The sequence below is a fragment of the Arthrobacter sp. RT-1 genome, from assembly GCF_003367205.1.
In the GTDB taxonomy this organism is placed as follows: domain Bacteria; phylum Actinomycetota; class Actinomycetes; order Actinomycetales; family Micrococcaceae; genus Arthrobacter.
This window is the reverse complement of sequence record NZ_QRGQ01000009.1, coordinates 22,253-46,337: the sequence shown is the minus strand read 5'-3', so window position 1 is coordinate 46,337 and position 24,085 is coordinate 22,253. Positions and strand designations below refer to the sequence as shown.

General features: G+C 66.2%; 24 protein-coding genes. 16 read left to right on the top strand and 8 right to left on the bottom strand.

The genetic code is table 11. The features are described from left to right. Window positions 1-19: 19 nt before the first annotated feature. From DXK94_RS09680 to DXK94_RS09670, 3 genes are all read left to right on the top strand, one after another. Window positions 20-1,144 (top strand): 3-deoxy-7-phosphoheptulonate synthase, encoded by a 1,125-nt coding sequence (locus DXK94_RS09680; RefSeq protein WP_115524800.1) that lies wholly within the window; start codon window positions 20-22, stop codon window positions 1,142-1,144. 154 nt (window positions 1,145-1,298) lie between these two features. After that, window positions 1,299-1,511: a helix-turn-helix domain-containing protein gene (locus tag DXK94_RS09675; protein ID WP_079597512.1), complete on the top strand. Its 213-nt coding sequence runs from the start codon at window positions 1,299-1,301 to the stop codon at window positions 1,509-1,511. Between the two features lie 194 nt (window positions 1,512-1,705). Next, window positions 1,706-1,804: a 30S ribosomal protein bS22 gene (locus tag DXK94_RS09670; RefSeq protein ID WP_003792170.1), complete on the top strand. Its 99-nt coding sequence runs from the start codon at window positions 1,706-1,708 to the stop codon at window positions 1,802-1,804. A gap of 142 nt (window positions 1,805-1,946) precedes the next feature. Here the strand turns inward: DXK94_RS09670 and DXK94_RS09665 are convergent, their stop codons facing one another. Next, window positions 1,947-2,765: an HAD family phosphatase gene (locus DXK94_RS09665; protein WP_079597511.1), complete on the bottom strand. Its 819-nt coding sequence runs from the start codon at window positions 2,763-2,765 to the stop codon at window positions 1,947-1,949. A 76-nt stretch (window positions 2,766-2,841) separates the two neighbouring features. On the opposite strand from DXK94_RS09665, the gene DXK94_RS09660 reads away from it, so the two are divergent. Both DXK94_RS09660 and DXK94_RS09655 read left to right on the top strand, forming a co-directional pair. Further along, complete coding sequence (locus DXK94_RS09660; RefSeq protein ID WP_079597510.1) at window positions 2,842-3,096, top strand: glutaredoxin family protein; 255 nt, start codon at window positions 2,842-2,844, stop codon at window positions 3,094-3,096. Window positions 3,097-3,236: 140 nt separating this feature from the next. Next, entirely contained in the window at window positions 3,237-3,941 is a 705-nt protein-coding gene (locus DXK94_RS09655; protein ID WP_079597509.1) for a redox-sensing transcriptional repressor Rex, read from the top strand. Between the two features lie 48 nt (window positions 3,942-3,989). Here the strand turns inward: DXK94_RS09655 and DXK94_RS09650 are convergent, their stop codons facing one another. From DXK94_RS09650 to DXK94_RS09640, 3 genes are all read right to left on the bottom strand, one after another. Further along, entirely contained in the window at window positions 3,990-4,844 is an 855-nt protein-coding gene (locus tag DXK94_RS09650; RefSeq protein WP_115524799.1) for a Yip1 family protein, read from the bottom strand. A gap of 109 nt (window positions 4,845-4,953) precedes the next feature. Then, window positions 4,954-5,418 (bottom strand): hypothetical protein, encoded by a 465-nt coding sequence (locus tag DXK94_RS09645; RefSeq protein ID WP_115524798.1) that lies wholly within the window; start codon window positions 5,416-5,418, stop codon window positions 4,954-4,956. 190 nt (window positions 5,419-5,608) lie between these two features. Continuing rightward, the gene (locus tag DXK94_RS09640) at window positions 5,609-6,157 is read right to left on the bottom strand and encodes a YceI family protein (protein ID WP_115524797.1); all 549 of its coding nucleotides are present in this window, start codon (window positions 6,155-6,157) and stop codon (window positions 5,609-5,611) included. A 202-nt stretch (window positions 6,158-6,359) separates the two neighbouring features. Between DXK94_RS09640 and DXK94_RS09635 the strand changes: the two genes are divergently transcribed. The 10 genes from DXK94_RS09635 to DXK94_RS09590 all read left to right on the top strand — a co-directional run bounded on the left by DXK94_RS09635 (window position 6,360) and on the right by DXK94_RS09590 (window position 20,378). Next, on the top strand, window positions 6,360-7,040 hold the full coding sequence (locus tag DXK94_RS09635; protein ID WP_079597505.1) for a histidine phosphatase family protein: 681 nt from the start codon (window positions 6,360-6,362) through the stop codon (window positions 7,038-7,040). 104 nt (window positions 7,041-7,144) lie between these two features. Then, window positions 7,145-7,684, top strand: coding sequence for a TlpA disulfide reductase family protein (locus DXK94_RS09630; protein ID WP_115524877.1), 540 nt, complete (start codon window positions 7,145-7,147; stop codon window positions 7,682-7,684). A 15-nt stretch (window positions 7,685-7,699) separates the two neighbouring features. Further along, window positions 7,700-8,455, top strand: a complete 756-nt coding sequence (locus DXK94_RS09625) for a cytochrome c biogenesis CcdA family protein (RefSeq protein WP_079597504.1) — start codon at window positions 7,700-7,702, stop codon at window positions 8,453-8,455. After that, on the top strand, window positions 8,455-10,176 hold the full coding sequence (locus tag DXK94_RS09620) for a cytochrome c biogenesis protein ResB (protein ID WP_115524796.1): 1,722 nt from the start codon (window positions 8,455-8,457) through the stop codon (window positions 10,174-10,176). The genes DXK94_RS09625 and DXK94_RS09620 overlap by 1 nt, the downstream gene beginning before the upstream one ends. Beyond that, window positions 10,176-11,255, top strand: a complete 1,080-nt coding sequence (ccsB, locus tag DXK94_RS09615; RefSeq protein WP_079597502.1) for a c-type cytochrome biogenesis protein CcsB — start codon at window positions 10,176-10,178, stop codon at window positions 11,253-11,255. The genes DXK94_RS09620 and ccsB overlap by 1 nt, the downstream gene beginning before the upstream one ends. A gap of 152 nt (window positions 11,256-11,407) precedes the next feature. After that, window positions 11,408-13,477 (top strand): Hsp70 family protein, encoded by a 2,070-nt coding sequence (locus tag DXK94_RS09610; RefSeq protein WP_115524795.1) that lies wholly within the window; start codon window positions 11,408-11,410, stop codon window positions 13,475-13,477. A 16-nt stretch (window positions 13,478-13,493) separates the two neighbouring features. Then, entirely contained in the window at window positions 13,494-15,551 is a 2,058-nt protein-coding gene (locus tag DXK94_RS09605; protein WP_258868508.1) for a helix-turn-helix transcriptional regulator, read from the top strand. 165 nt (window positions 15,552-15,716) lie between these two features. Then, window positions 15,717-16,895 carry an IniB N-terminal domain-containing protein gene (locus DXK94_RS09600; RefSeq protein WP_181884788.1) on the top strand — a complete coding sequence of 393 codons (1,179 nt, stop codon included), beginning with the start codon at window positions 15,717-15,719 and terminating at the stop codon, window positions 16,893-16,895. Between the two features lie 106 nt (window positions 16,896-17,001). Further along, window positions 17,002-18,885, top strand: coding sequence for a dynamin family protein (locus DXK94_RS09595; RefSeq protein WP_115524792.1), 1,884 nt, complete (start codon window positions 17,002-17,004; stop codon window positions 18,883-18,885). Continuing rightward, entirely contained in the window at window positions 18,885-20,378 is a 1,494-nt protein-coding gene (locus tag DXK94_RS09590) for a dynamin family protein (protein WP_115524791.1), read from the top strand. Before DXK94_RS09595 ends, DXK94_RS09590 begins: the two co-directional genes overlap by 1 nt. A 101-nt stretch (window positions 20,379-20,479) precedes the next feature. Here DXK94_RS09590 and DXK94_RS09585 read toward each other — a convergent pair whose 3' ends face one another. Then, window positions 20,480-21,142 (bottom strand): hypothetical protein, encoded by a 663-nt coding sequence (locus tag DXK94_RS09585; RefSeq protein WP_258868507.1) that lies wholly within the window; start codon window positions 21,140-21,142, stop codon window positions 20,480-20,482. Window positions 21,143-21,147: 5 nt separating this feature from the next. After that, window positions 21,148-21,540 (bottom strand): PLD nuclease N-terminal domain-containing protein, encoded by a 393-nt coding sequence (locus DXK94_RS09580; RefSeq protein ID WP_079597495.1) that lies wholly within the window; start codon window positions 21,538-21,540, stop codon window positions 21,148-21,150. A 62-nt stretch (window positions 21,541-21,602) separates the two neighbouring features. On the opposite strand from DXK94_RS09580, the gene DXK94_RS09575 reads away from it, so the two are divergent. After that, on the top strand, window positions 21,603-21,917 hold the full coding sequence (locus DXK94_RS09575; RefSeq protein WP_079597605.1) for a DUF4229 domain-containing protein: 315 nt from the start codon (window positions 21,603-21,605) through the stop codon (window positions 21,915-21,917). A 24-nt stretch (window positions 21,918-21,941) separates the two neighbouring features. Here DXK94_RS09575 and DXK94_RS09570 read toward each other — a convergent pair whose 3' ends face one another. Both DXK94_RS09570 and DXK94_RS09565 read right to left on the bottom strand, forming a co-directional pair. Next, window positions 21,942-22,823 carry a 1,4-dihydroxy-2-naphthoate polyprenyltransferase gene (locus DXK94_RS09570; protein ID WP_115524790.1) on the bottom strand — a complete coding sequence of 294 codons (882 nt, stop codon included), beginning with the start codon at window positions 22,821-22,823 and terminating at the stop codon, window positions 21,942-21,944. 75 nt (window positions 22,824-22,898) lie between these two features. Continuing rightward, on the bottom strand, window positions 22,899-24,080 hold the full coding sequence (locus DXK94_RS09565) for an AMP-binding protein (protein WP_115524789.1): 1,182 nt from the start codon (window positions 24,078-24,080) through the stop codon (window positions 22,899-22,901). Window positions 24,081-24,085 lie beyond the last annotated feature (5 nt).

The window sequence follows — 24,085 nt, the reverse complement described above, 5'->3', positions numbered from 1 at the left end:
ATCTGGAACAGGACCCACCATGAGCACCGCAACAGCATCAGCAGCCAGCACCGCCGCCGCAAAAACCACCTCGAACCTGCGCGTCAGCGAATTCACCGCGCTGCCCACGCCCTCTGAACTCATCGCCGAACTGCCGCTGGACGCCCGGGTGACGGACGTCGTCGAACGCGGACGCGACGAAGTCCGCGCCATCATGGACGGGGTGGACGACCGCCTGCTGGTCATCGTGGGGCCGTGCTCCATCCACGACCCCAAGGCGGGGCTGGAATACGCCCGCCGCCTGGTCAGCCAGGCCGAAAAGCACAAGGAAGACCTGCTCATCGTGATGCGGACCTACTTCGAAAAGCCCCGCACCACCGTCGGCTGGAAGGGCCTGATCAACGATCCCCGCCTGGACGGCAGCCACGACATGGTCACCGGCCTGCGGACCGCCCGGCACTTCCTGCAGCAGGTCACGGCCCTGGGACTGCCCACCGCCACCGAATTCCTGGAGCCGATCAGCCCGCAGTACATGGCTGACCTGATCTCCTGGGGTGCCATCGGTGCCCGCACCACGGAAAGCCAGATCCACCGGCAGCTCGCCTCGGGCCTGTCCATGCCCATCGGATTCAAGAACGGGACCGACGGCGACCTGCAGGTTGCCATCGATGCCTGCGGTGCCGCCGGGGCAGCCCAGGCCTTCCTCGGCATCGACGGCGACGGCAGGGCGGCGCTGGTGGCCACCGCCGGGAACCCGGACACGCACGTGATCCTCCGCGGCGGACGCAAGGGGCCCAACTACTCCGCGGGCGACGTCGAGGCTGCTTCGGCCAAGCTGGCCGGCAAGCACCTCAACCCGCGGGTGATCGTGGACGCCAGCCACGCCAACAGCGGCAAGAGCCACCACCGGCAGGCTGAGGTGGCACTGGAAATCGGCGCCCAGCTCGAGGATGGCGGCACGTCCGCGCAGGCGATTGCCGGCGTCATGCTGGAAAGCTTCCTGGTGGGCGGCGCCCAGAACCTGGACGTCGCCGAGAACGCAGCCGGCCGCGCGGAACTCGTCTACGGCCAAAGCGTCACGGACGCATGCATGGAATGGGACGTCTCGGTCTCCGTGCTGGACCAGCTTGCGGCGTCCGCACGCAAGCGCCGCGCAGTGAAGTAGGGGAGCCAAATAGGGGAGCGGACTACTTTCACATCTGCCACAGGAACATCTAGAGTATCTAGGTAGGTGGTTGGTGGATGGCTCAGCATCGGAACACCGCATTGGCATGTACCTGGGGTCACTGTTGTCCATCCGTCAGCAAAGGAATAGGGAAATGTCGTCAGAACAGAACTTCTCCAACGCGAAGTTCCTGACCGTGGCTGAAGTAGCCCAGGTCATGCGCGTCTCCAAAATGACCGTGTACCGGCTGGTCCACTCCGGTGAAATGCCCGCTGTGCGCTTCGGCCGCTCGTACCGGGTTCCGGAGAATGCCGTGGAGCAGTACCTCAAAGGTGCTGTGGTGGACGGCCACACCGAGACCGCCTGACGCACTCTTTTCGTCGCAATGCCCTGTATTTGAGCCGGTGGGAGCCCCGCTGTCAGTAGCCCCTCCCGATAAGCGGTACCCTGTTAAGGAACGTTTTACGTCATTGTAAGAATCTGTCAGTTGTTCAGTTCGTAGCTCTGTCCACGAACAATTTCCATCAGACAGGTACTGCATCTAGTTTGTAAGGAACTTTCGTGGGTTCAGTTATCAAGAAGCGTCGCAAGCGTATGGCCAAGAAGAAGCACCGCAAGCTGCTTCGCAAGACCCGTCACCAGCGCCGCAATAAGAAGTAGAGATACTTCGAACAGCGTAGAAATGCCCGTCGCCTTCCAGCGGCGGGCATTTCATTTTTCCTGGTGCAGCTTCCTGGCCTTGTTCGCAGATCCTTACCGTCACGGTTCGGATTCGCGGACAAGCTTAGGATCCGACGGATTCCTACGCGCGCGGGCCGCGGATCCTTGCGAAGCCCTTCCAGAGGCCGTAGACGGCGCCGCCGGCCGTGGCCGCCTTCAGTCCGAAGGTTGCTGCGCGGCGGCCGGCGCGGAAATCGTACACGGGCCAGTTGTTGTCGCGGGCGTGCCGGCGGAGGCGGGCATCCGGGTTAATGGCCACCGGGTGGCCCACCAGGCTGAGCAGCGGGATGTCGTTGTATGAATCGCTGTAGGCCCAGCAGCGCTTGAGGTCCAGGTCCTCGGCGTCGGCAATGCCCTGGACTGCCACGGCCTTCGCGGAACCGTGCAGGATGTCGCCCACCAGCCGTCCGGTGTACATGCCTTCCGAAATTTCCCCCACGGTGCCCAGCGCTCCGGTCAGTCCGAGCCGGGTGGAGATCACCGTGGCCACCTCGATGGGGGTGGCCGTCACCAGCCAGACGCGCCTGCCCACCCGCAGGTGCTGTTCGGCGAGGGCCTTGGCACCCGGCCAGATCCGGGAAGCGATCATCTCGTCATAAACTTCCTCGCCCAAAGCCTTGATGTCGTCAACGGTGATCCCCGCGGCGAGAGTCAGGGCAGAGTCCCGGACTGCATGGACGTCGTCGATGTTCTCGCCCCGCGCCATGAACTTGAACTGCTTCCACGCGAAGCCGGCGGCCTGGGCCATGGTGAAGGCGCCCCGCTGATACATTTTCCGTGCCACGTGGAAGAGGCTGGCACCGCGCATCAGGGTATTGTCCACATCGAAGAACGCCGCCTCGCCGGGCTGCGGCGCAGCAACCGGCTTGGTGACTACGGCGACGTACTTCTCCTGGGGCATGGACTTGAGTCTAGTCAATGCACTGGCTGGAAACCGTCGGCGTGCCGGGCACCGCGGACGGGGCTACGGTTAAGCCATGGCAACACCGCGCGTCGTCCTCATCACCAAAGCTGACTGCCACCTCTGCGAGGAGGCCCGCCTCGCCGTCGGCCGGGTTACCGCTGCGTTGGGGCTGGAGTGGACCGAAGAACGGGTGGACCACCAGCCGGAGCTCCGTGAACGGTACGCCGAGGAAATCCCGGTGGTGCTGGTGGACGGCGTCCAGCGCGATTTCTGGAAAATCGACGAAACCCGGCTGGAACGCGTACTCCAGCGCGCCATGGCCCAATAAGCGCAGTGTTCCAGTAAGCGCAGTGGTTCAGTAAGGATGGGCGCAAACAAGGGAGTGGTTTCCGGTGATGACGCCTGCTTTGTTGGCACCGGCGATGGGGCTCTAGAGTGGAGTCACAACGCGACTCAAGGGAGGGGCTGGTGACTTCGCTGGACTCAACCCCCCAGGCTGTTCCGGATCTTCCGGGCGCCACGGGCACGCCAGCCAAACAGATCCCGCCCGCAGCGGTGGCCCGGCTGACGCTCTATCTCCGTGCCCTCAACACGCTGCTTGCAGACGGCGTGGAGCGTGTCTCCTCCGAGTCCCTCGCGGAAGCGTCCGGAGTGAGCTCGTCCACGCTGCGCAAGGACCTCTCCCATGTGGGCTCCTACGGCACGCGCGGCGTGGGATACGAGGTGCAGTACCTCAGCCGCCACATCGCCGCCGCCCTGGGCCTGACGCACGACTGGAAAGTCGCCATTGTGGGTGCCGGAAACCTGGGCAAGGCCCTGGCCCGGTACGGCGGCTTCGAGTCCCGGGGCTTCGACGTCGTGGCCATCTTTGATGCCGACCAGATGGTAGTGGGCAACGAGGTGGGCTGGCTGCGGGTGAGCGACGTCGCGGACCTGGAAACCGTGCTGCACCGCACCGGAGCCAACATGGTGGTGCTGGCACTGCCGGCGGCCGTGGCGCAGGACGTGTGCGACCGCGTGGTGGCGGCCGGTGTCCACAGCGTCCTGAGTTTCGCCCCCGTCATGCTCCAGGTCCCGGAGGGCGTCAACCTCCGCAAGGTGGACATGGCCACCGAACTGCAGATCCTGGCCTACCACGCACAGCGGGCGCAGGCCCCGGGTCAGACTGCCTAGATTTCGGCAGTTTCCGGAACCCACGCCCGCAGGTGTGGAAATGTGCGCTTACCTGCCGTAGGGGTTGCCCATGCCGCCGCCGTACGGGTTGGCGAAGGGCTGCTGCTTCCGGAAATAGGGAGCCGCTGCGGGAAGATACAGCAGCACGATGGCGGCGATCCCCAGCAGGGTTCCGAGGGTTCCGATCGAGGGCGGGCCGAAGAGGCCGAAGATGGACAGGGCGGCGAACACCGTGCCCAGGATGCGGGCCCAATTCTTGCCCTTGCGGATAAAGAAGGCCACCAACAGGTACAGCCCGGCGCCCAGGATGGCGAATACCACCAGGGTGCCGGCAATGACGCCCTTGATGTCCTCGTAGGTGACGCCGGTGGCGCCACTGGCCTCCATCTGGTCCTCAAACGTCTGGCGGAACAGCGGATCGTCCAGCTGGGTGAGGCCCGTCAACAGGGAAATCACGAAGATAGCTGCTGACGCGATCAGCAGCCAGAAGGAGATGTTCACCAGCTGAGGAACGCCGGCGCTCCCCGAAGGCTGCGGCTGTTCCGAGGGGTACTGGGCATACGGCGACTGGCCGTAGGAGGACTGGCCGAACGGCTGCTGCCCGTAACCGGGAGCCTGCGGCGGGTTCTGGCCAAACTGCTGGCCGTACTGGGGTGCGTTCTGGCCGTACTGCGGAGCCGACGGCGGCTGGGAACCGTACTGCGGCGGGTTCTGTCCGTACTGGGGTGCGTTCTGGCCATACTGCGGAGCGTTCTGTCCGTACTGCGGCGCGTTCTCGCCGTAGCGGGGCTGCCCGCCGGACTGGTCACCGGGCTGGTTATTGCCGGGCTGGTTGGTGCCGCCCTGTGAGCCATTGGAATGCGGGTCATTGGGTACGGGAGGGGGGACGGGAGGAGTACTCATGAGCGGTCCTTCTGCATGTCGGTTTCCAGGGAGGCTGCCGGGAGCGGTCCTGTAGCCTGCCCCCAGCATGGCTTAAGTCCACCGTACCCCCGGGCCGCCGCGTTGTGGGTCATTCTGCGGAGGTATTCCGGGACGGGCCGGCGGCAAACCATGCCCGGGAATTGGGCAGCCACATCAGGACCGTTGCCGCGAGGCTGACCAGGAAGGCTGCCCAGTTTCCACCCTGGCCCATGCCGGTCAGCATGTTCATCACGGCCAGGCCCAACGTGATGGCGGCGAGGGCTGTCAGGGCCACCCGTGCCCACGTCCGTCCAGCCTTCATCTTTACCGCGAAAACCATCTGCGCAACGCCCACCGCGGAGGCCAGCAGCATCAGGGTGACCACGGCCGCGGCTGCCGCGGGTGCCGCAGCAAAGAGCACCAGGGATGCAAGCATCCCCAGCAGTCCGCCCATGGCGCCCAGGATGCCGCCGGCGAACCAGATCCAGAACGAGACCTTGATTTCCGTGGGGCGGCCGGCCACTGAAAACAGCGCGGCTAAACCGCCGGGCCGGGCGCTGGGGGAGTTGCTCATGGCGTTCACTGTAGTCCCGCCCGGGCGGCGCCATGGCGAGGCTCGGTCCGCCGGGACTGCCCCTGCGCAGCGGACTGCGGCTTCAGTGCGCAGGCCGGGACGACGGACGCCACTGAAGCCGGACGCTATTAAAGACGGAACCCCGGCACCGGCGTGAAAGCCGGTGCCGGGGTTCCGGCGGAAGTAATGACTATGCAGCGGGGGCGATGAAGGCCAGTTCCAGGTTGATGGCAACCTTGTCGCTGACCAGGACGCCGCCGGTCTCGAGGACTGCGTTCCAGGTGAGGCCGAAGTCCTTGCGGCTGATGGTGGTTTCAGCGGAAACGCCGGCCCGGGTGTTGCCGAACGGGTCAACGGCTACACCGTTGAACTCGGTTTCCAGGGTGACCGGGCGGGTGACGCCCTTGATGGTGAGGTCGCCGGTCAGTTCGTAGCTGTTGCCCTTGGCGACGAGGCCGTTGGAGACGAAGGAGATTTCGGGGAACTTCTCCACGTCGAAGAAGTCCTCGCCCTTGACGTGGCCATCGCGGTTGGCGTCGCCGGAGTCGAAGCTGGCGGTGTTGATGGTGGCGCTGATCCTGGCGTCGGCAACGTCACCGGAGAGGTCCAGGGTGGCGGCGGCTTCGGTGAACTGGCCACGGACCTTGCTGATGCCCGCGTGGCGGACGGTGAAGCCGATCTCGCTGTGGGAGTTGTCGAGGGTCCAGGTGCCGGTGGTGACGTCTGCGGGAAGTGCCATGATGATGCTCCTTGTATGTGCGTGCCTGTTGGTGTCCTGCTGTTGAAGCTTCATATGTTGAAGCCTCAACTAACTGCTGCATCTACTATAAACATGCATTTGCATCTTTTGTTCCCGATCCCGGAACATTTCTTCATAAACTTCAGTTCTACTGGGTGTAGAAGATTTCGGATCGCACGCCATCTTTGAGAAACTGGTAAACATGCCCCAAGCCACTGTCCATCTGCTCCGCCATGGCGAGGTACACAATCCCGACGGCGTCCTGTATGGCAGGCTGCCCGAATTCCACCTCTCCGAACTGGGGCGGGAGATGGCCCGTATGCTCGCGGAGCACTTCCGCCAGCGCGTTGCCAACGGTGCCAGGATCACGTACCTGGCAGCATCGCCGCTGGACCGTGCGCAGGAAACAGCCGCACCCACTGCCGAGGCCCTGCGCCTGGAAATCCACACTGATGCGCGGATCATCGAGGCTGAAAACTACTTCGAGGGCATGAAGGTCACCAAGGCGGAACTCCGCCGGCCCAAGCACTGGCCTATGCTGGTCAACCCCCTGCGGCCCTCCTGGGGCGAGCCCTACAAGAAGCAGGCGTCCCGGGTGATGGACGCGGTGCAGGAAGCGCGCGTCCGCGCCATCGAACTGGCAAATGGCGACTTCGGAATGGCCGGCCCGGAGGCGATCATGGTCAGCCACCAGCTTCCCATCTGGGCCACCCGCCTGAGCGCCGAAGGCAAGCCCCTGTGGCATGATCCGCGGAAGCGGGAATGCACCCTTACCTCCATCACGTCCCTGGTGTTCGACGACGACGGCACCCTCCTGCGCGTGCAGTACAGCGAGCCCGCGGCGTCCCTTCTTCCCGGTGCCGCCAGCACCCCTGGAGCCTAGTAGTGACCGACAGTAATTTCAGGAATACCCGTGCCGGACAAGGGCCCATCAGCTCCCGCCGCAGCCTCCTGGCTGCAGGCGGAGTAGCCCTGACCGCGCTCACTATGGGACTCTCGGGCTGCGCCCAGGAGGATGCCCTGGCGCAGCAGGCCAAAGCCGGGGACAACAAGAACTATGTGGCCGGCGACGGATCGGTCACCGAGTTCGCAGCGGCGGACCGCAAGTCGCCCGTCCAGGTCAACGGCACGCTGTTCAACGGCACCACGGTGGCCCCTGCCGATTTCCAGGGCAAGGTGACCGTGCTGAACTTCTGGTTCGCCGCCTGCGCGCCCTGCCGTGTTGAGGCACCCATCCTCGAGGAGCTCCACCAGGAGTTCAAGGACCAGGGCGTGCAGTTCTTCGGCGTCAACCTCCGCGACGAGAAAGCCACCGCCGAGGCCTTCGACAAGACCTTCAACCTGACCTACCCCAGCTTTGATGACAAGGACGGCGGCGTCCTGTTGTCCGTGTCCGGGCTGGTTCCGCCGGGAGCCGTTCCCACCACCCTGGTCCTGGACAAGCAGGGACGCGTGGCTTCCCGCGTCCTCGGTGAAATCCAGAAGGGCACCCTGAAAGCCCTTATCGCTGCCGCCGTGGCAGAGTAGCGGCTGGCCCGGACCGTGAACAGCCCCTTCGCCGAAGCCATCCTGAACGGCTCGCTCCTGCTTGCCATCCCGGTGGCCCTGCTCGCCGGACTGGTCTCCTTCCTCTCGCCCTGCGTCCTGCCACTCGTTCCCGGTTACCTGGGATACGTGACCGGGCTGAGCGGCGTGGACCTGCAGAAGCAGAAACGCGGCCGCATGCTGGTGGGGATCGGACTGTTCGTCCTGGGCTTCTCCGTGATCTTCGTGCTGCTGGGCGGCGCCTTCGGCCAACTGGGCACCCTGATCACCGGCTCCCAGAACGCCTGGATCACCCAGCTCCTGGGCATCCTGGTGATCATCATGGGCGTGGTGTTCATGGGCGGCTTCAGCTGGCTCCAGCGCGACGCCAAGATCCATGCCAAGCCACCGGCAGGCCTATGGGGTGCGCCGTTGCTGGGCCTGACCTTCGGGTTGGGCTGGGCTCCGTGCATCGGTCCCACCTACTCCGCTGTCCAGCTGCTGAGCCTCTCCGGCGGATCGTCGGCCGCCAAGGGCGCCTTCCTGGCGTTCGTCTACAGCCTGGGCCTGGGGATCCCGTTCCTCCTGATCGCCCTGGCACTGCGCCGGGGCATGGGCGTGATGGCGTTCTTCCGCAAGCACCGCCTCGCCATCCAGCGCACCGGCGGCGGCATCCTGGTGGTCCTCGGACTGCTGATGGCCAGCGGCGTCTGGGGAACCTGGGTGACAGGGCTGCAGTACTGGTTCCAAACCGACGTGAAGTTGCCAATCTGATGAGCGAGCGTGTGAACGTAAAGAAAAAGTCTTCCGCACCGGCCGGCGGAAACGAGCCCGGCGCCACAGTGGCCGAGGCAAAGGCGGACGCCGCGCTGCCGGCCCTGGGTCCGAAGGAAATGCTGCGCTGGGCGTGGACCCAGCTGACCAGCATGCGGACGGCCCTGTTCCTGCTGCTGCTCCTGGCGGTGGCTGCCGTCCCGGGGTCACTGTTCCCGCAGCGCCCGGCCAACCCGTCCGTGGTCACGCAGTACATCAAGGACAACCCGGACTACGGCAAGCTGCTGGACTCCCTGCAGCTGTACGACGTGTACTCCTCGGCCTGGTTCTCCGCGATCTACCTCCTGCTGTTCATCTCCCTGATCGGCTGCGTGGTGCCCCGCGCCATCGCCCACTACAAGGCGATGCGCTCCCAGCCGCCGCGGACCCCCAAGCGGCTCTCCCGCCTTCCCGAGTACGGCACGCTGGTGATTCCCGCCGACGCCGGCATCCCGGCGTCGGATGCCATCCACAGCGCCGCCGGGCTGCTGAAGAAGCGCGGCTACCGCGTTGAAGTACGGGACGACGACGGCGCGCGGCCGTCTTTGGGCGCCGAACGCGGCTTCCTGAAGGAGGTGGGCAACCTCGTCTTCCACACGTCGCTGATCGGCGTGCTGGTGTCGGTGGCCGTCGGCGGACTGTTCGGCTACAGCGGCCAGCGCATCCTGGTGGAGGGCGACACCTTCGTGAACACCCTGGTGGGCTACGACCAGTTCAACCCCGGCACCAATTTCCAGTCGGGCCAGCTGCAACCGTACTCGGTCCAGCTGGACAAGTTCGACATCACCTTCGACCGTGAGTCCCAGGGCAAGTTCGGCCAGCCCATCGACTTCTCCGCTGCCGTGACCACCAAGGAAAACCCGGACGCGCCGGCCAGGCAGGAAACGCTGAAGGTCAACGATCCCATCACCCTGGGCGGCACCAGCATCTACCTCACCGGCAACGGCTACGCCCCCGTGGTGACCATCCGCGACGGCGACGGGAACGTGGCCATGCAGGGCCCGGTGGTGGCCAAGCTGCAGGGGGACAACTACTACTCCTCAGTGGTGATCAAGGTTCCCGATGCCAAGCCGGACCAGCTGGGCTTCGCCGGCTTCTTCCTGCCCACGGCCTTCGTGTCCAATGACGGCGTGTCCTTCAGCGGCGACCCTGAACTTTTCAACCCGCAGCTGACCCTCAACTCCTACTACGGGGACCTGGGCCTGAATGACGGCGCCCCGCAGAACGTGTTCGAACTGGATGTGCAGGACCTGACGCCGCTTAACGCCAGGAACCTCGACGCCGGCGGCATCACCCTTGCCCCCGGAACGTCCTACACCCTGCCGGACGGCAAGGGCACCATCAGCTTTGACGGCGTAAAGCGCTATATCGGCGTGGATATCCACCACAACCCGGGACAGCTGTACGCCCTGGTCTTCGCGCTCCTCGCCGTTGCCGGCCTCATCCTCTCCCTCTACGTCAACCGCCGCCGGGCCTGGGTACGCACCGGCACGCACGACGACGGCCGCACCATGGTGGAATACGGGCTCCTCGCCCGCGGTGAGGACCACCGCCTGGCCGCGGAGGCAGCCGCCCTGCGGAAGCTGCTCTCCGAAGAGTGGCAGCTGGCGGATGACCAGGCTGCAAAATCTTCCCCCACCCCAACCCCAGCAGGCCCGCAAGGGCCCGAAAAGGACCAGTAATGCCGTTTGGAATCAACGAAACCATGGGCCAGTACAGCGAGCTCTTTATGCTGCTGGCCGCAGGCACATACACCGTCGCCTTCATCGCGTTCGCCTGGGACCTTGCCAAGAGCAGCAAAGCCTTGCGGGCCATCGACCTCAAGGCCGCGCAGGCTGAAGAGGCCACCAAGGTTCCCGTAGCCGCGGGGACGGGGGCGCGCAGCGAGTCCCACCTTGCCGGGCCGGCGGGCCGGGCCGAACGGCCGTCGTCGTCAACGGCGAAGTCCGCAGTGGCCGGGGGAGCTGCAACGGCCGACGCCGACATGAAGTATGCTGCGGAACGCCGCGCTCCTGCACGGGTGGCGGTGGCCCTGACCGTCCTGGGTGCGCTCATCCATGGCGCCGGCGTCGTGACCCGCGCCCTCGGCGCCGGACGCGTGCCCTGGGGCAACATGTACGAGTTCCTCACCACCGGCGCCTTCGTGGCCATTGCGGTATTCCTCCTGGTGCTGATCCGCCGCGATCTCCGCTTCCTGGGCACTTTCGTGGTGGGCCTGGCCATCATCATGCTGGTCGCCGCCTCCGTGGCGTACTGGACGCCGGTGGGGCACCTGGTTCCCGCCCTGCAGAGCTACTGGCTGATCATCCACGTCTCCATCGCCGTGCTCTCATCGGCGCTGTTCACGCTGACCTTCGCCATGTCCGCCCTGCAGCTGGTGCAGTCCCACCGCCAGAAGACCGTGGCGGCCGGAGGCGCGGACAAGCTCGGCTTCATGCGCCTGGTGCCGTCCGCGCTCAGCCTGGAGAACCTCTCCTACCGCATCAATGCCATTGCCTTCATCGGCTGGACCTTCACGCTGATGTTCGGCGCCATTTGGGCTGAGAAGGCCTGGGGCCGGTTCTGGGGCTGGGACACCAAGGAAGTCTGGACGTTCGTCATCTGGGTGGTTTACGCCGGCTATCTGCACGCCCGGGCAACCCGCGGCTGGACGGGCACCCGTGCGGCCTGGCTTTCGATCGTCGGCTACCTGTGTGTCATCTTCAACTTCACCATCGTGAACCAGTTCTTCAACGGTCTGCACTCCTACTCAGGCCTCTGAGCAGGGCATTCACGTGAAAGCCCGGTGGACCCGAGGTAAATAACAAATCGATGTAGCAATGGGGGTGTTCCCGGTCCCCGGGTGGTGCTACGTTGGTGACGTTCGCCCGTAATGAAGTTGCTGGCGAAACGCAAGTTTTTCCTGGGGTTTCCATGAGTTACGTTCTCGCCATCGATGTCGGGACAAGTTTTACGGCTGCTGCCGTTGTCCGCTTTCACCAAGGAGTTACACCAGTCCCGGAGAGCCTGCCGCTGGGCCTTCGCGGGGCAGCTGTGCCTTCCGTGGTGTACTACCCGGAGGAAGGCCCCATCCTGGTGGGGGAGGCCGCGGAACGCCGCGGGCTCGATTCCCCCGGGCGCGTCGTACGGGAGTTCAAGCGCCGTGTTGGCGATGCCGTGCCCATCTCCGTTGGGACGCTGTCCCTTCCTCCCGAGGACGTCTTCGCCACCATGGCCCGCTGGGTGGTTGACCGGGCGGCCGAGCGCGAGGGTGCACCGCCGTCGGAAATCATCCTGACCCATCCCGCTGCATGGGGCAGCCACCGGACCTCCGTCATCAGCGACGCCCTGGCAGCGAAAGGCCTTGGGAACGTCACCCTGCTGACGGAGCCGGAAGCCGCCGCCCTGCATTACGCATCGCAGGTGCGGGTGGAGGACGGCAGCACCATCGCCGTCTACGACCTGGGCGGCGGAACCTTCGATACAGCTGTCCTGCGCAAAGCCGGCACCAACCACTTTGAACTCCTGGGGCGCCCGGAAGGGATTGAGAACCTGGGCGGCGCCGACTTCGACGCTGCCGTGTTCCGTTACGTCGCTGAAAACACCGGCGGCGCCCTGGCAGGCCTCGACACCGCCGAGCCGGGCGTGCTTGCGGCGCTGACCCGGCTGCGGCGGGAGTGCGTGGAGGCCAAGGAAGCTCTCTCCTCGGACAGCGAAGCCAGTATTTCCGTGCTCCTCCCCGGCATCCAGCAGCAGATCCGCCTGGTCCGTTCCGAATTCGAAGAGCTGATTGAAGAACCCATCCGGGACACTGTTGACGCCCTGGAACAATCCCTGGCACAGCTTGAGCTCGAGCCGGCGGACCTGACCGCCGTGCTGCTCATCGGCGGATCCTCGCGCATCCCCCTCGTGGCGCAGCTGATCTCGGAGCAGCTGGACCGGCCCATCGCCGTGGACGCCGATCCCAAGTCATCCATCTGCCTGGGCGCGGCCGTGTCCGCGGTGCTGGCACAGCCGGAAGCTGCTCCGGCAGCAGCTGCTGCCGGTGGGGCCGCCGCGGAAGCCGACGGAACCGCCGTCGCGCCTTCCTCCGGTGAAGACGCTTCGGAAGACGGGCACGCGCCCGTACGGCTGGCCAGCTGGTCCCGTAAGACGCCCGCCGCCCCGGCCGCGGGCCACGGCCCGGGACACGGGCACCATGGCGGAGCACATGCTCCGAAGCCCACCGTGCGGCTCACGGCCATCGCAGCAGCCGCTGCCCTCTTTACCGTCCTTACCGCCACCGCAGCCCAGAGCCCGGAAGGCTTCACCAACCTCACGTCCATGTTCGTCCCGGAAGCTGGTGCCGCCCCGGAAGCCGGAGCAGGAGGTTCCGGCGGCGGCGGGAATGGTGCCGGGGGACCCGCTGCCGGTGCTCCGGGGGATGGCTCAGCACCGCTGGCAGGCATCGAGGCCGGCGTGAACAAGGCTGCTCCCGACAAGAAGGCCGGCCTCGACGTGGCGGCCTCGCCCACCAGCCGGCCCTCGTCGAGCACACCTGCGGACAAGGCCGTTGCCGGCGGAGGATCCACGGGCAGTGCAGCAGCGGATCCTGGTGCCGCGGGCACGGCACCAGGGACCGGAAGTACGACGCCGGGCGGCACCACCGAGCCCAACGGCACCCCCACGCTGGGTACTGGAACCACTGATCCTGCTGTTCCCGGTACCAGTGCGCCGGTTCCGGATCCCACCGTGGATCCAAGCCCTGTAGAGCCCGCTCCCGTTGACCCGACTCCGGTTGACCCCACCCCGGTGGATCCTGCGCCGGTCGATCCCACTCCGGTGGATCCGACACCCGTCGACCCCACTCCGGTCGATCCGTTGCCGTCGGACCCCGCGCCGAGTGTTCCGGTTCCCGTGGAGCCGGCGCCATCAGAAACGGTTGCTCCACCACCGCCAACCACTACCGATGCGCCAGTGGTGACGGATCCTGCCCCCACGACCGCGACTGAACCGGCGGCTTAGCATGGTGGGTCATCAGATGCGCGCGCAAGAGCCGGCCTTCCTTCATGCGGAACTGAACCATCCGGGGCAGTCGCCCCACGCTGCAGAGCTCATGGCCCGGCAGCTCAAGGGCGAGAACGCCGCAGTCCGCGAGCTGCTGCTGGCGTTGTCAGTGGGCTTTGCCCTGCCGGGACCGCTGCCCGCGGACCTGGAGCGAAAGATTGACGGCGGCGAGGTGGAAAGCCTCGCTGCGCTGGTTGAACGGGCAGAAAAAGCAGGCCTGCTGACACCCGACGGGACCGTGGTGGGACCGGCCCAGCACGCCCTGCTCACCGTGGCACCCACCACGAAAGTCCACGCGCTCCAGCGTGAACTCGTCACGGTGTACGTCACGGACGGCCAGCCGCTGGGCGACTTCGCCCGCGAGCTGGCCCGCGGGGGCCTGGCGGACCAGCGCGTGGCGGCAGAGCTGGAGCATGCGGCGGACAAGGCGCTGGAACACGACCCCGGCCTGGCCTGCCAGCTCTACGATGAAGCCCTGCTGGCAGGAGCCGACGAAATAGCCACGGCCGCGCGGCGTGCCCAGGCCGCAGCCGGGGACGGGGACCTGGACGCAGCCACCCGGATCATCGACACCCTCCTGGTGCAGGAGGATCCGCCGGACGTACGCCGGGGCGTGAACGTAGCCGCCGCCGTCTGGGCGCAGCGCGGCATGCTGGCCCGCGGTGCGGACGCCTTCAGCTGGCTGGGTGCCGCCCGGCTGGGACCCTCGGCGCCGCTGGCCGCCGTAGCCATGGTGGGCTGCGGCAACCGGCCGGGAGCCGATGCGGTGTTCAAAGCTGACGCACCCCCGGCATCGCCCACCCTCCTGGCCGCCGCGATGACCGAAACCGGTAAGGGAATCCTGGAGTCACTGGCCGGCGATCCGCACCAGGCGCTGCCGGTCCTGATCCACGCGTCAGACATGCTGAACGCGGCAGGGGCAGCCCTTCCGCTTCCCGATACCCCGGCAGCCCTGGCCGCCCTGGCGGCGCTGAACAGCGGAGAGCCGCATCTCGCCGAGACGGTCTGCCGGGCAGCCACTGCCGCCGGCCAGGGCGGAAATGCTGCGAAGCCGCGGCTCTACCTGCTACAGGCATGGTCCGCGATGCAGCAGGATAAGCTCGAGGACGCCCGGCTGTCCATCAACGAGGCTTCCAAGGCCAATCATTGGCCCCTGGTTCCGCGGGACGAGTTTTTGCGGGCGGCGCTGGAAGTGGGCCTCGCCCGGCGGAACGGCGAAATTCCCGAACTTGTCATGGCGTGGGAACGCGCCCGCGAAGCGATGCTGCACACGTCCGTGGACCTCTACAGCCTGCTGCCGTGGGGTGAGCTGATGATCACGGCAGCCCGGCTGCGGGAAACCCGGCGGGTGGCGCATTACCTGGACGAGGCAAAGCAGCTCCTGGAGCGCCTCGGCAACCCGCCGCTGTGGGCGGTGCCTTTCCACTGGGCAGCTGCCCAGGCCGCCCTGCTCAGTGAAAGCCCCGCTGACCTGGCACCTCATGCCGCAGCGTTGGCCCGGGCCGCGCACCACAGCCACCTGGCAGCCGTGCTGGCTACCGCGGGCAAGGCATGGGTTTCGGTGCTGGCCGGCAGGTTCCAGCCCGCCGACGTCGAGGCCGCCGCGCGTGGCCTGGGCAGGGTGGGGATGCCGTGGGAAGGCGCCAGGCTTGCCGGACACGCCGCAGCCCGGGCGGAAGAGCGCAAGGACATGGTGCGCCTGCTGTCCTGCGCCCGGGACCTCCATCCGCAGGGAACGTCCACGGGCAACGGAACCTCGGGTTCCGGCGAGACGCGCAATGCTCCCACCGCAGAAACCGGCAACGGCGTGCAGCCGGACGGATCAGGGCTCAGCGAACGGGAAAAAGAGGTTGCCCGGCTGGTGCTTGAGGGCAAGACATACCGGGAGATCGGCGAGGCCATCTACATCTCCCCGAGGACTGCCGAACACCACATAGCCCGGATGCGCCGCCGCCTGGGTGCCGAAAACCGCTCGGACCTGCTGGCCCGGCTGCGCCTTGCCCTGAGCTCCGAGAATCCCCCTCAGGAGTAAGCCCCTAATGCCCCTAACCGGGGGCCCGGCGGTTCCCCACGCGGGGGACTGCCGGTAGGGGGAACCGGCCCGATGCCCGGTCCTACCCCCGGCCCATACGTTTGATTCAAGCCCAGCAACGACGCAGGGCGAACCGCAACTCATAGAAAAGCAGGGGACCTTCAAATGACACTCGCAAACGATCTCGTCCAGTTCCTTATGAACCTCTTCGGAGACCGCCAGGCCGCCCAGGACTTCCTGGATGACCCGGAGAAGGTCCTTGAAGACCACGGACTTGGCAAGGTCTGCTCGGCAGACGTCGACGCCGCAATGCCGGTAGTCCTGGACTACGCTCCGGTCACCGTCAACGCCTCCCGCTTCGACCGGGAGTACAACACCGGCGGCAACCGCTCCCACACTGACGACAACGGCGGCGGCGGCAGCACCGGTGGCGGCAACCATGGTGGAGGCCACCACGGCGGCGGCCACCACGGCGGCGGCAACGGCGGCGGCAACAACCACGGTGGCGACGACCACGCGCACGCAGTCCAGCAGCTGCACCACGTTGTGAATAACTACTCCTACACCTCCACGGTGGATGACCGCGACACCATCACGGACCAGTCCGTGAATCAGAACATCTGGGCCGACGGCGACGTCACCCAGTGGTTCGACAACGACTCGGTGGTCGCTTCCGGTGACCGTGCCATCGCCGCCGGCGACGACGCTGACGTCGAGGACTCCAACAACATCGAGGATTCCTACAACACGGACAACTCCACGGATAACTCCACGGACAACTCCATCCGCGCCGGCGGCGACGTCAACATCGGCAACGAAGAGACCGACATCGAGGACTCCTTCAACACCGACGTCGACATCGATGCCGACATCGACGACTCGTTCAACGACAACTCCGACAACTCCACCAACAACGACCTGGAGGTCGACGTCGAGGATTCGTTCAACGACAACTCGGACAACTCCACCAACACCGAGGTCGACGTTGAGGATTCGTTCAACGACAACTCGACGAACACCGAGGTTGACGTCGAGCTCGAGGATTCCTTCAACACGGACAACTCCGAGACCACCGAAGTCACGATCGAGGACTCCTTCCAGGACAACTCCACCGAGACGGACGTCGAGCTGAACGATTCGTTCAACGACAACTCGCAGACCACCGAGACCGATGTCGAGGTAGAGGTCGAGGATTCCTTCAACCCGGTCAATGTCGAGGACAACGTTGTTGTCGCCGACAACGAGCTCGAGTTCACTGAGGACAACTCCATCAACACCGATGTGAACGTAGAGGACAACAACCTCGCACTCGCCGCGGACGACGCCGAGGCCACGGCGGGCTAGCAGCCAGTCCGGACAGGAAAGCCCGGCAGGAGGTTCCCACCTCCTGCCGGGCTCTTCCCAACCCATCCCACGTTCCAATTCGGGGCTCAACGCAAAAGGAAACGCTGTGGCAGAAGCAGGACCGGCAAAATCGACAGCACCGGCCACCGCCGGGCAACTGGTCAGACTCGTGGAGCATGGACTCACACTGGTTGGCACGGGCGACAGGGCAGATCTCCGCAAGCGCCTGGACCAGACCATGGGACGGCTTAAGGATCCCAGCATCCGCGTCATCGTGGTGGGTGAATTCAAGCAAGGCAAAAGCAAGCTCATCAATGCCCTGGTCAACGCACCGGCGTGCCCCGTTGACGACGACATTGCCACATCGGTCCCCACCGTGGTCCGGTACGGTGATCCGGCCTCGGCGGCCATCCTGGTCCCGAAAGCCGATGGGGATGCCGGGGACGAAGGCACCGTTGAACGCCAGCAGATCCCCATGGCCGATCTCCCGGCTTACGTTTCCGAGCAGGGAAACCCCGGGAACAGCAAGAAGCTCGTCGCCGCCGAGGTCTACCTTCCCCGCAAGGTCCTCACCGGCGGGCTCACCGTCATCGACTCGCCCGGTGTTGGCGGCATGGGCTCCTCCCACACCCTCACCACCCTTACGGCCTTGCCCACCGCCGATGCCATGCTCCTGGTTTCAGACGCCTCCCAGGAGTACACCGAACCGGAACTGCGCTTCCTCCGCCAGGCCATGCGGATCACCCCCAGCGTTGTGGGTGTCCTGTCCAAGACCGACCTGTACCCGGACTGGCGGCGGGTGGAGGAGACGGACCGGTTCCATCTAAGCAAGGTGGCCCCCGATATCCCGCTGTTCCCGGTCTCTTCGGACCTCCGCCTTGAGGCCGCACGCCTGCAGGACAGCGAGCTGAACAACGAATCCGGCTTTCCCGGGCTGATCAGCCACCTCCGGAACGAGATCGTGGGTAACGCTCAGCGCCTGCAGCGGCGCTCCGTCAGCCAGGACCTGCTGTCCGTCACCGAGAACCTGCGCCTCTCCCTGCAGACCGAGCTGGAAGCACTGGAAAACCCTGCAGGCACGCCCCAGATGATCGCGCAGCTGGAACTGGCCCGCGCCGAAGCCGACGACCTCCGGAAACGGTCCGCACGCTGGCAGATCACCCTCAACGACGGCATCAGCGACCTCATCGCCGACATGGAGTACGACCTCCGGGACCGTCTCCGCCGCATCCAGCGGGAAGCCGAGACCGCCATCGACCAGGGTGACCCGGGCCCCAGCTGGAATGAGTTTTCCAAGTGGCTGGAGGAATGCGCGGCCGCTGCCATCTCCGACACCTTCGTCTGGACCAACGAGCGTGCCCAGTGGCTGGCAGCCCAGGTGGCTGAACACTTTGCAGCCGATGAGGTGTCGTTGCCGGTGATGCGGGTGTCCGACTCCGGTGACGCACTTGACCCCGTGGACGCGATGCCGGGCATGGAGGATGGACGCATCAACCCTATGCAGAAGGTACTGATCGGCATGCGCGGATCCTACGGCGGCGTGCTGATGTTTGGCCTCCTCACCGGCATCTTCGGTATGGCACTGATCAACCCGCTCTCGGTGGGCGCCGGCTTGCTGCTGGGCCGCAAGGCATACCGGGAGGACAAGGAAGCCCGGCTCAAGCGCCGGCAGGGCGAAGCCAAGGCCCTGGTCAGACGACAGATCGATGACGTCACCTTCCAGGTAGGCAAGCAGCTGAAGGACCGGCTGCGGCTGGTCCAGCGTTCCATCCGCGACCACTTCACCGAAATCGCGGAGGAACACCACCGCTCCCTGACGGATTCGGTGACGGTAGCGCAAAAGGCAGCCACCACCTACGCCCTGAAGAAGGACGTCCGGATCCGGGAAATCAAGGCGGAGCTGAAGAAGGTGGATGCGCTCCACCGGGCAGCGGAAGTTGTTGCGGCTGAAGTGGCCGGCAGCAGGAAACTGTCGTCGGTGGCGGTCTGATGACTGCCACAACTGTTTCCGGAGCCGCCAGCCTGGTCCAGGAGGCATTGAAAGCCTACGGTGATGATGACGCCGCAGCTGCCGTGCTGCGGGGTTATGCCCGGAGGCTCGCGGAGCCGTTGCGGATTGCCATCGCAGGCATGGTGAAAGCCGGAAAGTCCACGCTGCTGAACGCGATCATCGGCGAGGAGATAGCCCCCACGGACACCGGGGAATGCACCCGCATCGTCACCTGGTACCGCCACGGCCACACGCCACGGATCACGCTGCACCCGAAGACCGGGGAACCGCGGAACCTGCCACTCAAACGCGTGGACGGCCGGCTGGTGTTCGTGCTGGGGGACGTGCAGGCGGAGGACGTGGACCGGCTTGATGTGGAGTGGCCGTCACCGATGCTGCAAACCATGACCCTGATCGACACCCCCGGCATCGCCTCGCTGTCCGAGGACGTATCCGCCCGGTCCACCAGCTTCCTCACGCCCGAGGACACCCCGTCGGAGGCGGATGCCGTCATCTACCTGATGCGCCACATGCACGCCTCCGACCTGCGCTTCCTCGAATCCTTTCGGGACACGGAAGCGGGCCGCTCCGGCACGGTCAACGCACTCGCGGTATTGTCCAGGGCCGACGAGGTAGGCGCCGGCCGGATCGATTCGCTGCTGTCCGCAGGCGAGATCGCCGAAAGGTACCGGCGGGACCATAACCTGCGGAAGCTGGCATTGGGGGTTGTCCCGGTGGCGGGGCTCCTCGCTCAGAGCGCCCGGGCCATGCGCCAGCAGGATTTTGTGTCGCTCCAACAGCTGGCCGGATTGGACCGCGCAGACCGGGAAAAGATGCTGCTCTCGGCCGACAGGTTCCTCCGGTCCACAAACCCGGAATCGCTCACCGCGGAGGCAAGGGCTTCCCTGCTGGCGAGGTACGGGCTGTTCGGCATCCGGCTGGCCGTGGTCCTGATCCGGAACGGCTTCGACGAACCGACCCCACTTGCGCACGAGCTCGCCCGGCGCAGCGGCCTGGATCCCTTGCTGGACCTGCTGGGCCGCCAGTTCCAGGCCCGCGCCGAGGCGCTGAAGGCACGGACCGCGCTGGTGGGCGTGGAATCCCTGCTGCGCACCTCACCCCGCCCGGGAACGGAGCATCTGGCCGCCGCCCTGGAACGGCTGCAGGCAAACGCCCACGAGTTCCGGGAGCTGCGGCTGCTTGCAACGCTCCGGACCACCGGTGTGTCGCTGAGCTCCGAGCTGGCGAACGAGGCCGAGGGCCTCATTGGAGGTTGGGGCGCTGCGTCCCACGTGCGCCTGGGGCTGGATGCGGACGCGACGCCGGACGAACTGTCCGATGAGGCGCGCCGCTTCCTCCTGCGGTGGCGCGCCGTGGCCGAAAACCCGCTCACGGACAGGTCAGCCCTTGACGCCTGCCGCGTGGTCATCCGCAGCTGCGAGGGCATCCTGGCGGAGACATCCGCCCGTCAGCGCCACCGCCAGCCAGCCTAAGCACACCGGCGATTGAGCCTGTCGAAACCTGGTTTCGACAGGCTCAATCGCCGTAAGTCCGGTGGTTGAGCTTGTCGAAACCAGTTCAGCTCAGCCACCGCCTAAGCGGGCCGGCTCGACTTAAGCCAGGCGCCGGATGAGGGCAGGAAGAACAGCACCAGCCCGATCAGGGCCAGGAGCAGCTCGGCGCCCCAGAGCAGCATGACGTAACTGCCGCCCTCGCCGTCGGGAACCAGGAACGCGGTGGCTACCAGCATGACCAAGGCGTGGCCGGCCAGCAGCGGGACCAGGGCCCAGCGGGCCCAGCCCTGGCGGCCCAGCACTACGCCCAGCATGACGGCCTCCAGGAACATCACCAGCAGGAGTGCGCCGCCGCTTCCCCAGAAGACGATGCCGGTGGCCGTGGTGACAGCCTCGGCGTCGCCACCGGGAGCCATCTCCTCCACCACGCTGCGTAGCCGCTCCAGGTGGCCGTCGCGGGTGAGGAAGGAACCCACCAGTACGGCGAGCCCCGCCACGAAGCTGACAAGCCACAGTGTCCTGCCGTGCCGGATAGTTCCGGGCGCAGGGGGGATAACGGCGATCGGTGCCGGGGCGGAATACGAGAAACCCGGCCGCGGCGGCGGCGCGTGCTGGGTAGGCGGCGGTGGTGCAGGCTGGCCGGTTGGTGAATCTGACTGGGTAGGGCTTGGCCCTTCTGGCGGGGAGGCGGTCCCGGAGGGGTCGGTCCGCAGCCGTTCTTGTCCGTCAGATTCGTGAGCCATGCGTCCTACTTCAGTCCGTCGGTATCGTGCTCGTCAGTTTCGTGCTTGTCTTTCCCGCCGTCGCCGTCCTTGGCCTTGGCATCCAGATCTTCCTCGAGCTTCTTCAGCCTGGCGGCCTCGGCCTCCTGGCGGCGGCGGACCTCGAGCTTGCGGAGGAAGTCCGGATCATCATCCGGAGCTGCGGGATGGCGGTAATTCTGCTGCTGCGGGGATGTCCCGCGCGGCCGCCCGATGAGCAGCCACAGGATGGCGCCCAGCACGGGCAGGACGATCATGACCACAATCCACGCAGGCTTCGAGATCCCACGCGTGAGGCGGCCATCGGTCCGGATCACGTCCACGAGGCCATACACAAAGATGACGAGGACTGCCACGGCCAAAGCCACACGGAGGAGCATGCCATTAAGTCTATCGTCAGGAGGCCCACGGAACCTCGGGCGGGAGGCCGCTAAACTTGAATGTGGCCTTTTTGAAATATTCCCTGATCCGCCTGGCACTCTTCGTGCCGTTGTTCGTGCTCTTCACCCTCCTGCAGCTGGGCGTGCTGATGTCCGTTATCTGCGCAGCACTCATTGCCTTTGCCGTCAGCTACCTCTTTTTCCAGAAGCAGCGGGACGCGGCAGCCGCCGCCCTGCACCACCGGTTCTCCGGCAAGGCCAAGCCGCTCCGCTCAGCCGGCGAAGTCCAGGACGCGCACGCTGAGGACTCCCTGCTGGACGCCAACCCGGACGTCGCCATCAGCAACGACGCCAAGGACCCCAAGGCGCGCGGCTAGCCGAGGCGGCTGACCGGATCAGCCCTAGAACCCGTGGCCGAGCACCAGGCCCAGTGAGAACAGCAGGCTGTAGCCGAGGTTGATCAGGCCCGTCTGCTTGAGCACCGGGATAAGGCTCTTGCGCTTGCGGCCGTTGATCATCAGCCACGAAGGCATCAGGCAGGCCGGAATCAGCAGCAGCACGATCAGCATCCACGGCCGGCCCGGAGCCAGGATGATCACCAGCAGGATGGCCAGGGCCAGCATCAGCACGTAGCTCTCCCGTGCGTGCTTGTCGCCCAGCCGTACCGCCAGCGTCTTCTTGCCCACCTGCATGTCCGTGGGAATGTCCCGCACGTTGTTGGCCATGAGCAGGGCGGTGGCGATCAGCCCGGTGCCGATGGCGCCGATGATGGCGGGCAGGTTGATCTGTCCCGCCTGGGTGTAGGTGGTGCCAAGGGTGGCCACCAGGCCGAAGAACACGAACACGAAAACGTCGCCCAGTCCCATGTAGCCGTAGGGGTTCTTGCCGCCCGTGTAGCCCCAGGCCGCCATCACGCAGCCCAGGCCCACCAGGATCAGCCACCAGCTCTGGGTGATGACCACCAGGACCAGCCCGAACACCATGGCCGCCGCGAACGTGCCGAACGCGGCCCTTTTGACGTGCTCCGGTTTGGCCGCCCCCGAACCGACGAGGCGCAGCGGTCCCACGCGGTCGTCGTCCGTCCCGCGGATGCCGTCCGAGTAGTCGTTGGCGAAGTTCACGCCCACCTGGAGCAGGAGGGCCACCAGCGCTGCCAGGATGGCGTTGAACAGAAGGAACGAATCCATCTCGTAGGCGGCGGCAGAGCCGATCAGCACCGGCGCAATCGCAGCCGGCAGTGTTCGGAGTCGTGCGCCTTGGATCCATTGTGCGGCTGTGGCCACGGTCAGTACCTCATGTTGGTTCGGGAGTTCGGCGGGGCGAAAAGCACGTTCCCGCCGCAATGGTGCACGTCCACTCTACTTTCCCTGGTGCAGGGCGCTGAGTTCGGCGGTCATGGCCAGCCGGTCGGGTTTGCCGTTGGGCAGCATCCGCAGCGAGGACGCGGCCAGGACGGTTTTGGGGGCAAGGACCCCCAGCGTACGGCGCCACTCCTGTTCAAGCACGACGGCGTGGTCCCTGCTTCCGTCCGGACCGCCGCCGGCCTGTGCGGCGCCTTCGCCCGCCAGCGCCACGTAGGCCGCCACGGCCTGGCCCCATTCTGCGGACGGCACCCCTGCCACGAAAGCCGCGGCGACGGCGTCGGACTTTTCCAGCTCTTCCTGGATGTGGGCGGCGGAAACCTTGACACCGCCGGTGATGATCACGTCGTCCAGCCTGCCCAGCACGTTGAGGCGGCCGTCGTCGTCGATGCTGCCCAGATCGCTGGTGCGGTACCAGCGGACGCCGTCCTCCTCGAAGAAGGTGCCGGATTCCTGGTCCGGGGCTTCCAGGTAGCCGGCGGCGATGGTGTCACCGCCCAGCAGGATCCTGCCGTCCCCGTCCACGCGGACCGAGACTCCCTCCAGCGGGTAGCCGTTGTAGACGCAGCCGCCGGAGGATTCGGCGGAACCGTAGGTGGTGACCACGCGCACGCCGGCCTCCCGGGCTGCCGCCAGCAGGGATTCCGCTGCCGGCGCGCCGCCCAGCAGGACGGCGTTGAAGCGGCGGAGCACAGCCAGCGTCTCCGGGGAAGGATCGTCGAGGAGCCGCTGCAGCTGGGTGGGGACCAGGGAGGTGAAGCGGATCTTGTCCGTCAGTTCCAGCGCCGCGGCCGTGAAGGCCTCGGGAGTGAACCCGCCGGACATGTCCATGACCCATGGGCGGGTGCCGGCGAACAGGGAGCGGACCAGGACCTGGATCCCGGCGACGTACTGCACGGGCAACGCCAGCAGCCACTGCCCTTCGCCCTTGAGCGCCAGCGCCGTGGCCATGGAGGATGCGGCCAGCGACTCCACGGTCAGGACGGTAGCCTTGGGCGACCCGGTGGAACCGGAGGTGCGGACCACGGCCACGGCGTCGTCGCAGCCGGGCGTTTCGATGTGGCCCACCACCAGGGCGCCGTCCGCGCCGATGGAGAGTTCGACGGCGGGGCCCTCGCCGTGGAGGGCGGCCGCCAGGGCTTTCAGGGCCGGTTCAATGTTGAGGGGGCCGCTATTCAATGCCG